The organism is Aneurinibacillus migulanus, assembly GCF_001274715.1.
GTDB lineage: Bacteria > Bacillota > Bacilli > Aneurinibacillales > Aneurinibacillaceae > Aneurinibacillus > Aneurinibacillus migulanus.
On record NZ_LGUG01000004.1, the window covers coordinates 1,378,611 to 1,393,557 of the forward strand.

Here is a 14,947-nt window from a genome sequence, read left to right on the forward strand (position 1 = left end):
GCATGCGAGCTTTTCTTATTGAAAGGGAGAGGTGAGAAAGTCGATGAAACAGGCATCTGCATTCGAGATTATTGCAGCGCGTTGCTGGAATGTGTTAAATGAAGGAAAGTCATTTACACCGGTTTATGTAACGGGCATTGCATTCTTGTATTATCTGGTGACAGGTTGGCAGACCTCTGCGTTTTTCCTTGGTCTTGTCTATTTGCTGCCGCTGTTTGTTATTTATTATGTGTATGATTTTCCGCTACATTTACGTTGGTTTCTCTGGATTCCGCTGGGGATCGCGATTTATTTGTTCGGTATACCTGATATGGGGCTATTGCTGTTTGCACTAGGCATGTACATTTTCTTTACCGTCTTTTTTTGGGGAACTTTATATTATCATCTGCGCATTGGAACGACCTGGTGGAACTTTTTGCGCATTTGGAAGCTATTTTTGAAGAATACGGATTCCACGAGCGGTAACGTGTTCGAGCAATTGCCTAAATTTTTGTTGCAACTGGTCGTATTCTCCGCAGTGTACGAAGCTGTACAGCCTGTTGCTCTATTAAGTGAAGTAAGTATTTTGTCAGTTGGAGCCTTCATATTTGCCTTTTTGGTTCACCGTTATTTGTTCAATTGGAAGCCCGTAGAATACCCTGCATATACGAATTCTGCCGATTTGCCGGCCGAACCATTAGCAAAAAAAGTCGTAGTGGTCGTAATTGATGGATGCCGCAAAGAACGGCTGTACGAAGCGGATGCCCCATTTTTGCATCGACTGATGCGTCAGGGAACTGTTTATGAAACGATGGAAACCATTTATCCGGCGCGTACGGTAACATGCTTTTCCTCGATGTTTACAGGAACCTATCCGCGTGAGCATGGCATTAAATCAAATATGGTGTGGGACTTGCTGGTGAAAGTGGAGAGCATTTTCGATGTGCTAAAAAAGCGGGGTAAGAAAGGTATACTGTTTGGTTGCGCCCATCTCATTGACGCATTCGGCGATTATGTAGAAAGCTTTACAGCGGTATCTCATAACGATGTAGTAGATAAAAAAATTATGGAACAGGCGAAGGTACTATACGATCGCGAGAATCCGGATTTATTCATCGTACAGATGATTGCCGTTGATCAGACCGGGCACAGTCGAGGTGTGCTGTATCCGGAGTACCTGGAAAAAATTAAAGAGGCGGATGCTTTAATTGCTGATTTTTATGCCTGGCTTACTGCACGTGGAGATATGGACGAGACGGCGTTCATCGTCATGGCGGATCATGGACAGGGCAACGGTATTGGCGGTCACGGACACCTGGATACAGGAGAGAGATTTGTGCCATTTTTTATGCACGGTCCGATGATTGAATGCGGGAAAAAGGTAGAGGAATTCCGTAGTATCGTCTCCGTAGCACCGACCATTAGTGCGTTGCTTGGCGTTCCATTGCCTGATCACGCCCGTGGACCTGTACTGAAGGAAGCGTTCAAACAGAAGGAGCAGACAAGCTATGAAGAAGCTGATCATCGTTATTCCCGCGTTCAATGAAGAAGCATCGCTTGGTACGGTCATCGGTAAGATTCCACGAACATTCGATTCGCAGGTAAGCGTAGAGGTGTTAGTGGTCGATGATGGATCGAGCGATAAGACAGTGGAAGTGGCAGAGCGTGCTGGAGCGGAGCATATTTTATCCTTTCCGCGCAATCGCGGCCTGGGAGCTGCGGTGCGCGAGGGCTTGAAACAGGCATATAGCCTCGGGGCAGATGCCGCTATTATGATTGATGCGGACGATGAATATCCGGCTGAACATATTCCTCGTGTTATCCAACCTATATTTGCAGGCAAGGCGGATTATGTGCTTGCCTCCCGCTTTCGCCGTCGTGTGCGTGGTATGAAATTGTATCGCCGACTGGGAAATTATTTCTTTACGGCTTTGCAGACTGTGCTATTGCGTACATGGATTACGGATGGCCAGACGGGATTTCGTGCTTTTTCCAGACCTGTATTGCGTAATATGGATATTTTGCACGATTATAATTACGCCCAGGTAATGACCATCAATATCGTACGGCAAGGATATCGGCTTACGGAAGTGGATATTCCGTATAAAGTAAGAGAAACTGGTGAGTCCTTCATTACGTTTCGTTATCTTTCTTATGTCTTCCCGGCCATCTGGCGGGAGTGGAGGAGGAACGATGTCAAAAAAGTACGCAATGGTAGCTTTGTATACAAAAAAGCGGAGAGGGAATAAAAGTCCCTGCTCCGCTTTTTTTAGTTGCAGAAAATGTGTTTGCCAATCTTTTTAATTTGCGGTCGTGTCCAAATCCATCCTGATGTGGCCGTATCAGGGTTAAAGTAATAAGTAGCTCCACCAGTCGGGTCCCATCCATTCAATGCATCCTGTACGGCTTTCTCGGCTGTCTTATTTGGTGTTAGCCAGATTTGTCCATCCGATACTGCGGTGAATGCGCGAGGCTCAAAAATAACACCGCTTGGTGAGTCCGGGAATGATGGGCTTTTTACACGGTTTAGGATGACAGCGGCTACGGCTACCTGCCCGGTATAAGGTTCGCCACGTGCTTCTCCGTATACTGCATTAGCCATGATTTTTAGTTCGTTTTTTGAAAGAGTCATATTCGTTCGTGGCAATGATTTTTTGGCAGCAGCTTTCTCGGCATTGCCTTTTGGAGTAGTACCTCCACCAGTCGGACCAGGGGAGACGGCGACTTCACCAGGGCCTGGACGCCAGTTTTTCGTCGCTTCCCAGAGTTTCAGTTTTGTTTTCGGCCCGAGTGCACCGTCGATTTTCATTCCAAACTCATATTGGAAATTACGCAGGGCGTGATATGTACGCCAGGAGAACGTTCCATCTACCTTGCCGGTATAAAAGCCGAGGAATTTCAAGCGTCCCTGCATTTCCTTTACGTCGTCCCCAGATGAGCCGACATAGACTGTTCCCTTGCTGAATGCGTGTGTTACTTGCGGTGGAAGCCAAGGGATACTGGCGCACAGAAGCGTCAGAACTAAGGAGAAGCTGAGAAGCCAAACGAACTTTTTCTTGTCCATAAGCAACCTCCATTTACAAAGATTAAGCGTAGTTACCCATATTTTGAACGTTAAGATGAAAAAACATGTGTATAATGAAAAGTGAAAAGAAGGGAATGATTGGAGAACGATAATGATGGAACGTAAGCTGGATGAAATGGCAAAAGCATGCAAAGCGCTTGGACATCCTGTACGCCTGAATATCTTGCATATTTTGGCCCGTCAGGATGAATATTACTGCGGTGATATTGTCTCACTGGTTGGGATGGCGCAATCGACCGTATCCCACCACTTGAAAATATTAAAAGATAGCGGATTAGTGGAGACGGAGGAACGGGGCACTTTTGTGTGCTATCGTGTGCAACGTGAAAAAATGAAGGAACTTTCCGTTTTCTTACTGTCATTTTAGAAAAAATTTCAACGCTTTTTGGAAACAAGTTGCCTTCGCCCATATGAAAGAATAAAATGAAAACTAACTAGATATATAAAGGAGGAATTCCCATGGCCGATGTAAAAGGAAACGGAGTTGTGCGCATTGCGGATGATGTGGTCGCCGTAATCGCCGGAATTGCAGCAAGCGAAACCGCAGGTATTGCCGGGATGTCGGGCGGGATTACTGAAGGATTAGCCCGAAGAGTAAGCGGTAAGAATGTACAAAAAGGAGTATCTGTCGAAGTAGGAGAATTTGAAGCGGCCATCGATTTACGCGTGATTGTCTCCTATGGCTCCAAAATTGATGAAGCATGCCGCAATCTGCAGCAAAGTGTAAAAGAAGCGGTAGAATCCATGACCGGCCTTCGCGTTGTTGAGGTTAATGTAAAAGTAGAAGGCGTGGAATTCCCTAAACCGGAAAAAGAGACGCTACCGGAGCCGGCGAATCGCGTTAAATAACTATATACGAAACAGGGCTGCTGAAAACACTCGGCAGCTTTTTTCAATGGACGAGCGCAGGAGCTGCGAGTTTTTCCTATTGGAATATGTAGCACAGTAAGACAAATAGGCGCTTGCTGCATCTCCCTTGCCGGGGCTTTTACATACGATGATACAAGAAGGTGTCGGAAGGGAGGAACGGGCCATGAGCGGATTTTTCGATGGCGGAGTGGAGATTATCTGGATTATCCTTATCATTGTCGTGCTTGTCTTTCTGTTCAATGGTTTCCAGTACTAAGCATGAAGATAAAAAGGACCCGTTTGTCGAGCGGGTCCTTTTTTACAATTAACGAAGGGGTAACTCTGGTAGCTCAATATCCCTAGAGCCAAAGAAACCAAGGAAGATAAGAATAATCAACAGAATAAACGTGGAAAATTGCTCTCCGTCAAATGAAGTGCAATTTTTCTGTTTTCCATTTTGCATTTTACCGCTTTGATTTTCTTTCATCCCCACGATCTACCTCCTTTATTCCGAAAGACGCTTTTTAAACACAGCGAAGATTTCATCTATGGTCATATCTCCGTTCTTTTTTAAAAACGAAGCCAAATGGCTAACTCGCTCGTTTTCTTCATCTGTGTTACTTTGAAATTCGCCCGCCAAGGTTACTAGGACGCCCCCTCTTCGATCCAGTTCAATGCTATCAACCTTAAGTTTCTCGGATAGGAGAAGCAAGGCGGTGACGAGTTCAAGATTATTGGAGGATAGAAGTTTGCCAATGTGAAAGGCGGATTCGGAATTGGCTGTAGCCTTAGCTTTACTATTGCTACGGGTTGTATTGGCTGAGAGCTTTTTCCTGGCCATTCCCTTCCCCCCTCCTGTAGTTACATTATGCAGGAGCGGAGAGAATGCGCTTATTTTGGCTCGACAAGATAAAAAGTTCCTGTGCCGGCAAGGACGAGACGCCCTTGTTCATTATGTATTTTGCATTCACACACACATAGGGTTTTGCCACGCCGTAGCACGGAGGCGGTGGCGATAAGTCGATCACCTGTACCTGGGGTAAGATAATGGACGTTCATTTCTGTCGTTACGACTTTGTAGCCGGTCGAGCGACTTGCTACCGCTCCCATAACGGAATCCGCCAGAGTGGCGGTAATGCCACCATGTACCGCTTTCATCTGATTTAGCATAAACGGAGTAATCGGCACTTCGAACCGATAGGTACCATCTTCAAGATATTCGCCCTGTAAGCCTAGAAATCCGGGCAGGTACGCTGTTTTTCGTTCCCGCATATATTCGATTGCCTGACGTGCCAGGTAGAGAATTTGTTCCTCGTCTTCCGTACCGTTTGCCAGGATGTCCTGCATGAAGTCCAGTAATGCTTCTTGATCTTTACGCATGTAGTGGTTTGCTCCCTCCGATGAGTTTGTTTCGCTTCTTTATTCCATTATAATAGAAAATTGAAAGCGTTAAATTTTCAAGTATGCTTTTATCTTGTTTTAATACACGGTAAGAAATGTGTATACTTACGTACTGTAAGTACTTTTTACGTATACATTGGAGTGGAACTATGGAAATTCGTTACATTCTAGAACAGGTTAATGAACGTCTGCTTCGACGGCTGGTCAAAGAAAATGAATGGCCGTCCGCGCATCCGGACGGGGGCTTGCTTGATATAGAGGACATTGCCCGGCACATCACGAGCCACACTGCAATAGAGCGTGTCTGGCGCTCACTTACGACAGAGGAAAAAGAGGTGCTACTCCATTTTCTGTTTCGTGTCGGTACCGATATGATGACGTATCGTCAGATGGAAGAACACGCCAAAATAGATTCGCAGCTTGCGATTTACAGCGGTTTGACTGGACTCAGACAACGTGGCTTGATATATACGTTGCGCCGGCTATGGGGCGAGCTTGCGTATTATTTACCGAATGATGTACAGACAGCGTATCGTTCCTGGCTACTGCCACGCTTTATGCGTGAACACCCTATACCAGCTTGTGAGGTTGCTTGCGACTGGGATACATCGTCCACTCCGCTGGCCCGAGTGGTATTTCGGCTCTTGCAGATGCATCGATATCAGCCGATTGGTTTGACAAAGAAAGGGACGATAACGATGAAAACACGCCGTGTATGGCAAAACGTTGTCCCGTATCCGCAAGAGATGTTTCTTCCGCTTATGCCGGATGCAGCGGGTGAACAAGAGGCCAGGGAGCAGTTTTTGCTTGAATTATTGCTGACGCTCGGTATGCTTCGTAAGCATTCATCAGATGAAGGAATGCAATATGTAGTAGACGAGGAACGTACGACAGAAGTATTCAGAGGAGATGAAGCGGAAGTGCAGCGGCGTCTTTATCTTCAGGTAAAAGAAATGGTAGGCCGACTTCATCCTTGCTACTCTGTTATTTTTGACTGGATGGAAGCTGCCGGCGGTCAGACTTTTTCCTTGCATGCTTTGCGTGAAGCGGAATGCACGTTGTTAGGCTCTGTTGTTTCTTTTACAGAGAATGAACACTGGCAAGCTTTTGTGAAGGAAGTGGCTCCTATACTTTCGCTTTTTGGATTTACGATAAGAAAAGGAGAGGAAGAGGCCGCTGTATTTAGTTGGAACGTAGCATTATTTGCTTCTGAACAGGAAGAAGGAGAAGCCGTATGGGAAGGAACCGGCTACGTACAGCCGACATTTGAAATACTGCTCCTTCCGCACGCACCATATGATGTACGCTGGCAGCTTGGGCGATATGCAACGCTTGAGGAACAGCAGGAAGTATGGAGATTTCAACTGACGAAAACTTCCGTACAAGCCTGTGAAATGGAATCTGAACAAGAGAGAGGACGTTTGCTCAGAATTTTGGAGCGAATACAGCCGGATGTGCCAGCAAATGTAAGAGAACAGACGTATCAATGGATGAGTGGTGATGTACCACTTACATTTATGCGTGTCACGATACTCCGTTGTCCTGATGTTGAAACGGCGGATTGGCTGGCGGGAGAACCCGATTTGACGGGTGGGTTGAGGGAGAGATTAAACAATTATGATTTTCTGATAGACGAATCGAGCAAGGAGAAACTACAGCAAGTGTTAGCAGGCAGAGGCTTGCGTATAAGTGAATCCAATGGGGCCAAACTAAAAATGAAAGAAGTTCCCCAGCTTGAATCTGCAGAAGCTTCTTTGGTATCTGTAGAAAGTGGATACAAAGTCGAGTCCGTATTTCCTTTACTGACGGATGTGCTTCCAGAGCTTAAGGAAGTGCCTGCAATTTGGCATAAAAATTTTCAGAGGTACCATCATTCAACGCTTCGCAAGCTAATGTCTACTGCCAGGGATCTTGGAATTTCTGTATCTGCGGAAATTGACGGAAAGCTTGTGGAACCTATACGTATAGTAGATATAAAAAACGAAGAAGGACGCTATCGCTTAACGCTGAGCTCTCACGGTGACAAACAAAATGTAGATCTAGAAGAGATCGGGAGGGTGAAGCTCAAGTTTCCTTTGCTTCCTGGCCGGGACTAGGCAGGGAATAAGCGACGTGATACAATAATATCGAGGTGAGATTATGTCAAGCCAGACTATGACTTTGTCGCCGCTCGATTTTCATGAAGCGTTGGAGCGAGCTCACCTTATTGGCGAGCAGCTTACAGGTTCCAAAGAGATGAAGCGGTACCTGAAATTCCGTCAGCGAATGGAACAGGACCCGGAAGCCAAAGAGAAAATAGCCTCCTTTAATCAGATGAAGGAAGCGTACGAAGAAGTACAGCGATTCGGGAAATACCACCCGGATTACAATAAAGTTACACGTGAAATTCGCCAGAAAAAGCGCGAAATGGAGCGAGTGGAGTCTGTGGCCGCGTTCAGGCAGGCTGAGGACGAACTGGATGAATTGCTCTATCGTGTTAGTCGCGTAATTGCGGATGCCGTATCTGAAAGCATTAAAGTGCCAAGCAATAATCCGTTATATCAGATGATGGGTGGTTGTGGAAGCGGTGGATGCGGCACAGGAGGTAGCTGCGGTTGTTCTGCAAAATAGCCGACGCATGAAGGTGCAAGGTATTAAATAAAACTTCCATCAGCTTAGGGTTTTCATTATCACCTATTGATGGTTCGTTACACGTATCGGGATCTTAGGGGCAGTTATCTCCCACGTAGCATACTTGAAGTCGGAGATAACTGCCCATTGGACCGGGATAAAAGAAGCAAAGGCGGTAGGCAGCCCCTTCCGCCGCTGTAGGGCCGCCCGAGCAATCAGGCGGCCCGTTTCTGCCTTGAGTAGCATGCTATATGGTTATACTCGAGCATGCGGAAAGTTGGTGTATGTTGTCTGTTATTCCAGTAATAAAGTTGTCACTTATTGTTATAGGTAGGTCCTTGATAACGAATATCACTGATGTTACTATACGAAAAAGGAGAGTCAAAGAATGAGGGAACGCCGTGTCGGGCTGGCTGTTTATGTTAAAAGCGCCAAAGCGGCCCGTAATCTACGAAAGTTTGGCAATGTTCATTACATATCTCGTCGTCTGAATTATGTGTCGATGTATACTGCGGCAGATACGCTAGAAGATACGATCGAACGTATTTCCAGGCTTGATTTTGTGACGCGGGTGGAGAAATCGCATCGTCACGAGATACCGGTTCATTACGATAATGCGAAGCCGGATAAGGCGAAAGAATTCGACTACAAGATGGAAGAATCTCAAATTCTATCGATTACACGGGGAGAATAAATGTAAGTAGAGTTGAGGGGGAGGGGACGGCCCGGTGACTTGGATGTGGAACATTCCTATTTTCCTGCTTGCCGCGGGAGTGCTTGGTTTTATTATGTACATTGTAGTAAGCGACGACCAGAAAAAAACGCACTAATTTTGGAAGCCAGCAACCTGGGCAGGTTGCTTTTTTGTTTGCGCATGAAGGGGTTCAGGCAGACAAAGCTTGCACACGGGCCGCCCGTATAAAAAGAGAAAGATGAAGTGGGTGAGGGATTATGCAGAATCATATTAAGAGCAAACTCCGCTTTGTCTCCTTAAGTGTAATTACGCTAACCTATTTTTTTGTACAGCACCATCCCACATTTTCGCCGGTTGTTTTTTGGGGACTAACACTGACCGGGTGGGCGATTGAAATTGTCATATATACTTGGAAAGGCAAAAAAGCGGAAGCGTTTCTCGCTGTGAACGAACAGAGGCTCCGGGTGCTTGATTTCATTTTTGTTATGGGGTATATGTGGGTGACTGGCGGAGTGGGAGAAAGTCCATATCTGATTCTTATATACTTGGGCATCGCATCAATTGGTTTATATGATGAGAAGCGGGTCGGACTGCTATATTCATTGCTAGCCGTTGCTATTCTTATCGCATATGACTGCGGGTACACGTATTTTTATAAGGGGATGTGGGGAACATCAGTCTATGTGCTATCCCATATTTTCATGTTACCCGTATTCGGCGTGATGGCCAATCTGCTCATTGCACACTTTCAACAGATTAAAAAAGAAGAACAGACGGTGCTAGACGAACTGGTTACCAGTCTTGCCAAGGCGATTGGCAGCAAGGATTCCTATACGCTCGGACATTCGACGCGCGTGCAGATGTATTCGCTTGCGCTCGGTAAAGAATTAGGGCTTAGTCAGGAAGAGATGTTTACTCTCAAATACGGGGCGCTTTTGCATGATATTGGGAAAATTCATATCTCTTCTGCCGTCCTGAATAAAACAGGAAAGCTAACCGAGGATGAATGGCTGGAATTGAAAGGCCATTCAATGGAAGGCGCACGCATCATTGGCGGATTAAAAAAGCTGAAGGGTGTGCGGGATATTATTCTGTACCATCACGAGAAGTATGATGGGCGGGGATATCCACATGGTTTACAGAGAGAGGAAATTCCGTTTCTTGCGGCCGTCGTAAATGTAGCTGATTCATTTGATGCGATGACATCCTCTCGCTCATACAATAAACCGAAAACAATAGAAGAGGGCATGGAGGAAATCCGTCGTTGTACGGGGACGCAGTTCCATCCGACTGTTGCCGCTGCTGCGCTTTCGCTCTACCAGAAAGGGAAGTGGCCGAGATTCAAGCAAACGGACCATTGTGAAGAGGAAGAATATACATATGATATGGTTTAGGTGTGGCCGTTGAACGAAAAGCGTACTGAAATTGTTATAACTTCTCCTTTGATTCGCTAGAAAGTGCTAAAAAGTGGCTGTACAATAAAGTATGAAGAAGTAATAGAGAAGTTCCACAGCGAGGAGGAAGAAACAATGTTTGACAAAATTTTGGTAGCGATCGACGGTTCTGAGATGAGCGACAAAGCATTGGAGGCTACGGTAAGCATCGCAAAGGAACAGGATGCACAGGTTAGTCTGCTGTATGTAGGAAAAGAAGTAGCCATCCCACCGTACATGGTGGGCGAGATGGCGTATATTTCAAGAGAATACGACATCGATTTTAATGAAGCGATGAAAAAAGAGGGCGAAGAACTGCTTGGTCGGGCGAAAGCTAAAGCGGAAGCAGCGGGCGTCAAGACAGAAGCTCTTTATGTTAAAGGAGATCCGGCTCGTCAAATCGTGGAGAAGGCGCAAGAAGGCGCATATCAGTTAATCGTTATCGGTAGCCGGGGGCTAAGCGGACTTAAGGAAATGATGCTCGGCAGCGTTAGCCACAAAGTGTCTCAGCTCGCGAGCTGCCCAGTGTTGATTGTGAAATAGAATAAAGAAGGTAGTACAGTGAAATGGATCTCCGCTTACTTGCGGGATTCATTTTTTTCTTGATTTTTTTAATAAGCTGATTATACTTAATTTAGATAATGAGAATCATTTTCATGATGAAAGTGAAAACAAGAGGAATAACGGGGGGAATGACAAAAGTGTCGACTGGGGAAAGAAAGTATCCGTTTCGTGTAGTTATGTCATTGGGACTCGCATCCGTCCTTGCTTTTTTAAGCGGCTGCGGAGCAGCTGAACAAGCTGCAGGTACAGGTCAGGCAGAAAACGGAAAAACAAAAGAGAAACAGGCGGTATCGGTTCCGGTAAAAGACTATACGTTTGATACTGCAGGAAATATGTTCGCTTATGCAGAATTTGAATTGTCCGGCGAGCCGATGGTTGAGGCGCTGGGGTTGGATTTGGATGTGCTCGACCCTGCCAAAGTGGATAAACCATCTGTGTTCGATTATACAGCCGGAATCGAGTCGTACGAATACTCGGAAGAAGCAATGTATGAAGTGGTGGAGAAATCCGGTTTGGGGCTGCATCTTGTCAATGCGCCGGTAATAAAGAGATTAGCACAGCAAGCAGGCAAAAAAGAGAACGAACTGCTAGCACAGCGTTTCGTGGAATTGGCTGATACAGTCGGATATGCTCCAGAAGAAATTACTCGTAATATGTATCCGACATTTATTGAATATAGTAAAGGTGATCCGCATTACATACAACCTGTCGATACAGGAAAATATGCGGATGGTGAAAATGGTACATACATTCCGAAATACCAGGTTGATTTCGCGAGCCTGCGCTGGAATCGCGAAAAAATGGACAAAACGCTTACACCTGCCGCATATGGCGCGACATTCTTGAAACAAGCGCTATGGGCAGGCGATTTTCTGGGCGGTACACATAAGAAAGATACGGATGAAGAGTTAGAGGCTAAGACTTCCACAGATGATAAAGATCCGAATATTCGCCTCGGTGTCAGCTCTGTCGACGGAATGCAGGGCATGATTCTTGCGGAACAGATGTGGAACAAAGCTTCCTATATCCGTGATTCATTGTTCTACAATTCACAAACAGGAAAATTTGAAAAAGCGACAGGCACCGCATACGATCCGAAAAAGCAATTGGTTTATTTACCGCACGCCGTTATGGTAACAGAAAATGGGGATAAAGAGTACACGAATGCACAAGCTCTTTCCGTAAAAGATCCACGCAGCATACTTAAGGACCAATGGCTTATGCTGTGGCCTGCAGCTGAATTTTTTGGTATGACAGATCAGCGGGAAGCGAATTCAAATACAAATCCAGCGTTCCGGGCGGTCTATGACGGCAAGCCGTTCCCAGCAGCACCGAAGCAAAATGTTGACAGTAGAACAGACAACGATGTGGCAGGAAACGATCCGTTTTCAGTAAACCGCGACATTCTGCTACAGGTATTCAAAAACATCGAAGTGATGCACTGGAACGGTAAAGAAGGCGTTTTTGTCACGGAGCATGACGGCAAGCAGCAGGGTCAGCACATGGACACATTCGATGCAGGCTACACGCTTGAATCGTTACGTATCTTCCAGCGCGCCATTGACGGACTTCCAGTTGGTTATGCGAGTGGAGACGATGCCAAAGGTCTTGGCACTGAAGAAGGGAAAGCATCCCTTGCCATGATTCGTAAGCAAGCCGATTTCCTGATTGCCAATATGATGGACGAGAGCGGATTGGTAGCGAACGGTTGGACTATCGGCAAAGGAAAAGATCCGGAGGCGCCGACGCTGATGGCACAAACGGGAGCGATCCGCGGCCTGACAGCCGCATTCCTGGCAACAAAGGATGAGAAATATCGTGATGCTGCCCGCAAAATATATGTGGCTATGGATAAAAAGATGTGGGATCCAGAGGCAAAAGCATATAAAACATCGGGTGACAAGTATGAATATGATGCATTTACGGCTGGTGCTGTATCCGGCGCTTTTCGTATGGCGATCGCGTCCTTGCATAATGTAGCGTCTGATAAAGAGAAGCTGCCAGAGCTGGAGAGAAAAACGGTCATTTCCAGATATGTGGATTTCTATGATCGAGTAATTGACGGACCAGCACTTGATCAGGGCATGCAAGTCAGTGAGTTCTGGGACACGGGAGACTTCTATAAAGAAGGCGACAAGTCGGGTAATACAGACGGCGACAACGTGCCACAAATTCAGGCTGGGCACGGCCAGCATGGCATTGCACCGGTGCTAGTTCCGGTTGAAGTGAAAAAAGGAAACTAGGTGAAAGGGAGAGAGCCTCTCCCTTTCTTCTGATCATATCACTTGAAAAACGCGCGAGACGTATGCCAAACGTTACTTTGCGCAGCAGAGCTGCATAAGGGCAACTAAGGAGGAAGAGTAAAGATGAAAAAATGGGGGATTTATGCCGTTATTCTGCTTGTGCTTGTACTAGCGGGCGGATGCGGACAAAAAGAAAGGGTTCAGCGTACTGTGCCGGCCTCTAGCAATAGCATTGTGAAAAAACAGGACGGCAGTCTTCTTTATATTGCCAACATTGATGTTAATACGGTAACCGTAATGGATACGCAGCAAAATAAAGTAGTTGCGGAAATTCCAGTTGGCAGGGAACCGCGCCAGCTGGCGCTTAGTCCAGATGAATCCAAACTATATGTAACCTGTATGTTTGATAACAAAGTCGATATCATTAATACAAAGGACAGAAAAGTAACAGCTTCTGTTCCGGTTGGCATTGAGCCGTTCGGTGTGCTAGCAAATCGGGATGGCAGCCAGGTATATGTGGCCAACTACCGTTCATCTACTGTTTCTGTTATTGACACAGACGAGGAAAAAGTAACAGGAACGATTAAAGTGGAGGAGAGGCCGCGTGGGCTGGCGTTAACCGCTGACGGTAATAAGCTGTATGTGACTCATTATCTTTCTGGTCATATTAGTGTAATTGGAACACAGGATACCAAAGTGAAAAAAGTTATCGCGCTTGCACCTTCGCCGGACAAAGAAGACCGGAAAAAGAGCCAGGGCATTCCAAATACGGTTGAGCAATTCACAATTGCACCAGATGGCAAAACAGCCTGGGTTCCGCACCTGCTTACCAATGTAGACACGCCAATTCACTTTGAGGAAACCGTTTTTCCAGCCGTGTCGGTGATTGATTTGGAAAAAGACGAAGAAATTAAAGATAAACGTAAGCAATTGTTTGAACAGATTGATGTAAGAGATGTGAAAAACGAAACGATCATCGTTTCAAATCCGGCCGATGTAGTGTTTCTACCTGACGGGAGCAAGGCATTTGTACTGCTGGCGGGCAGCGAGGACCTCCTTGTATTCGATTTGAATAGAGGCGGTAATGCTACGCAGCTTGTACGTCGTATTCCGGGCAACAATCCACGAGGTATGACGCTTTCAAATGACGGGGAGCGTCTATACATTCATAATGCAATGAGTCATGATCTGGCTAGTGTGGATACCGGGGGAAGTGACCCGTATGCAGAAGCACAGGCCAAACCTGATACGCTTCGGCTGATTGCCAAAGATTCGCTGCCACCACGGGTACGTGAAGGAAAAACGATATTTTTCAGCGGGAATGCGGATGAGTTTGCTGCGCCGATTACAGGGAACAACTGGATGAGCTGCGCATCCTGCCATGCGGATGGAGATGTAAATGGTCTAACACTAACGACGCCAAAAGGTCCGCGCAATGTACCGAGTAATGTACTGGCAATGCAGACTGGTTTGTTTATGTGGGACGGTAGCCGCGATGATTTTACAGACTATTTGCTGACGGTCCAGGATGAAATGGGAGGGCTAACAGCGTACGATCCGGGAAAACCTCTGCCTCCTGAAGCAGAAGACATGTTCAAGGCACTAGAAGAGTATTTGAAATATCCGGATTCATACCCGGTACCAAAAAGTCCATATCGTAACCCTGACGGAACATTGACTGCAAAAGCGGAGCAGGGCAAGGCGCTGTTTGAAGGAAAAGCAGGCTGCATCACATGTCATGCGGGTGATACGATGACTGATAGTGTAAAAGCGGTGGACGCAAACGGCAAGCTGACGACAGACAATACTCAATTCCTCCATGACGTAGGAACTTCTACTCCGCTCGATAAGGGAACGAAAGGCGATCCGCGTGCGGGATACACGAATCCGCGTAGTAAAAACGTATTCGATACACCTACATTGCGAGGAGTATGGGCAACGGCTCCGTACCTTCATGATGGTAGCGCCAAGACATTATCCGATGTGTTAACAACGCGAAATAAAGAAGGGAAGCATGGCAACGTAGGAGCTTTAACAAAAGAAGAGAAGGAAGCGCTAATCGAATACGTAAATTCTATCGAATAGAAGA

The 14,947-nt window shown here is 46.2% G+C and carries 17 protein-coding genes; 12 read left to right on the forward strand and 5 right to left on the reverse strand.

Translation table 11 applies throughout. The features are described 5' to 3' along the window. Positions 1-43 precede the first annotated feature (43 nt). Positions 44-1,525, forward strand: coding sequence for an alkaline phosphatase family protein (locus AF333_RS08515; protein WP_043066675.1), 1,482 nt, complete (start codon positions 44-46; stop codon positions 1,523-1,525). Then, positions 1,488-2,228, forward strand: a complete 741-nt coding sequence (locus AF333_RS08520; protein WP_043066674.1) for a glycosyltransferase family 2 protein — start codon at positions 1,488-1,490, stop codon at positions 2,226-2,228. Before AF333_RS08515 ends, AF333_RS08520 begins: the two co-directional genes overlap by 38 nt. Before the next feature lie 20 nt (positions 2,229-2,248). Here the strand turns inward: AF333_RS08520 and sleB are convergent, their stop codons facing one another. Then, the gene (gene sleB / locus AF333_RS08525; protein WP_043066673.1) at positions 2,249-3,043 is read right to left on the reverse strand and encodes a spore cortex-lytic enzyme; all 795 of its coding nucleotides are present in this window, start codon (positions 3,041-3,043) and stop codon (positions 2,249-2,251) included. Between the two features lie 112 nt (positions 3,044-3,155). Here sleB and AF333_RS08530 point away from each other — a divergent pair, with 112 nt between their 5' ends. From AF333_RS08530 to AF333_RS36735, 3 genes are all read left to right on the forward strand, one after another. Beyond that, positions 3,156-3,431, forward strand: coding sequence for an ArsR/SmtB family transcription factor (locus AF333_RS08530; protein WP_043066672.1), 276 nt, complete (start codon positions 3,156-3,158; stop codon positions 3,429-3,431). Between the two features lie 92 nt (positions 3,432-3,523). Beyond that, positions 3,524-3,913, forward strand: coding sequence for an Asp23/Gls24 family envelope stress response protein (locus AF333_RS08535; RefSeq protein ID WP_043066671.1), 390 nt, complete (start codon positions 3,524-3,526; stop codon positions 3,911-3,913). A gap of 148 nt (positions 3,914-4,061) precedes the next feature. Continuing rightward, complete coding sequence (locus AF333_RS36735) at positions 4,062-4,190, forward strand: hypothetical protein (protein ID WP_268753611.1); 129 nt, start codon at positions 4,062-4,064, stop codon at positions 4,188-4,190. Between the two features lie 48 nt (positions 4,191-4,238). Here AF333_RS36735 and AF333_RS34125 read toward each other — a convergent pair whose 3' ends face one another. Genes AF333_RS34125 through AF333_RS08545 form a run of 3 tightly spaced genes read right to left on the reverse strand, consistent with a single transcriptional unit; the run spans position 4,239 to position 5,293 of the window. After that, positions 4,239-4,400 carry a hypothetical protein gene (locus AF333_RS34125; RefSeq protein ID WP_158502463.1) on the reverse strand — a complete coding sequence of 54 codons (162 nt, stop codon included), beginning with the start codon at positions 4,398-4,400 and terminating at the stop codon, positions 4,239-4,241. An 18-nt stretch (positions 4,401-4,418) separates the two neighbouring features. After that, positions 4,419-4,754, reverse strand: coding sequence for a hypothetical protein (locus AF333_RS08540; RefSeq protein ID WP_052812135.1), 336 nt, complete (start codon positions 4,752-4,754; stop codon positions 4,419-4,421). A gap of 50 nt (positions 4,755-4,804) precedes the next feature. Beyond that, positions 4,805-5,293: a PaaI family thioesterase gene (locus tag AF333_RS08545; protein ID WP_043066670.1), complete on the reverse strand. Its 489-nt coding sequence runs from the start codon at positions 5,291-5,293 to the stop codon at positions 4,805-4,807. A gap of 170 nt (positions 5,294-5,463) precedes the next feature. Between AF333_RS08545 and AF333_RS08550 the strand changes: the two genes are divergently transcribed. Then, complete coding sequence (locus tag AF333_RS08550; RefSeq protein WP_043066669.1) at positions 5,464-7,410, forward strand: hypothetical protein; 1,947 nt, start codon at positions 5,464-5,466, stop codon at positions 7,408-7,410. A 43-nt stretch (positions 7,411-7,453) separates the two neighbouring features. Beyond that, complete coding sequence (locus AF333_RS08555) at positions 7,454-7,924, forward strand: YlbF family regulator (protein WP_235355901.1); 471 nt, start codon at positions 7,454-7,456, stop codon at positions 7,922-7,924. Positions 7,925-7,987: 63 nt separating this feature from the next. On the opposite strand, the gene AF333_RS34885 is transcribed toward AF333_RS08555, so the two are convergent. Beyond that, on the reverse strand, positions 7,988-8,170 hold the full coding sequence (locus AF333_RS34885; protein ID WP_235496260.1) for a hypothetical protein: 183 nt from the start codon (positions 8,168-8,170) through the stop codon (positions 7,988-7,990). Between the two features lie 142 nt (positions 8,171-8,312). Here AF333_RS34885 and AF333_RS08560 point away from each other — a divergent pair, with 142 nt between their 5' ends. From AF333_RS08560 to AF333_RS08580, 5 genes are all read left to right on the forward strand, one after another. Then, a complete protein-coding gene (locus AF333_RS08560; RefSeq protein WP_043066668.1) occupies positions 8,313-8,618 on the forward strand; it encodes a YlbG family protein in 306 nt (101 codons plus the stop codon). 257 nt (positions 8,619-8,875) lie between these two features. Then, on the forward strand, positions 8,876-10,012 hold the full coding sequence (locus tag AF333_RS08565) for an HD-GYP domain-containing protein (RefSeq protein ID WP_043066667.1): 1,137 nt from the start codon (positions 8,876-8,878) through the stop codon (positions 10,010-10,012). A gap of 135 nt (positions 10,013-10,147) precedes the next feature. After that, entirely contained in the window at positions 10,148-10,594 is a 447-nt protein-coding gene (locus AF333_RS08570) for a universal stress protein (RefSeq protein ID WP_043066666.1), read from the forward strand. Between the two features lie 149 nt (positions 10,595-10,743). Further along, positions 10,744-12,858 (forward strand): hypothetical protein, encoded by a 2,115-nt coding sequence (locus AF333_RS08575; RefSeq protein ID WP_043066665.1) that lies wholly within the window; start codon positions 10,744-10,746, stop codon positions 12,856-12,858. Positions 12,859-12,981: 123 nt separating this feature from the next. Continuing rightward, the gene (locus AF333_RS08580) at positions 12,982-14,943 is read left to right on the forward strand and encodes a c-type cytochrome (protein WP_043066664.1); all 1,962 of its coding nucleotides are present in this window, start codon (positions 12,982-12,984) and stop codon (positions 14,941-14,943) included. Positions 14,944-14,947: the final 4 nt, after the last annotated feature.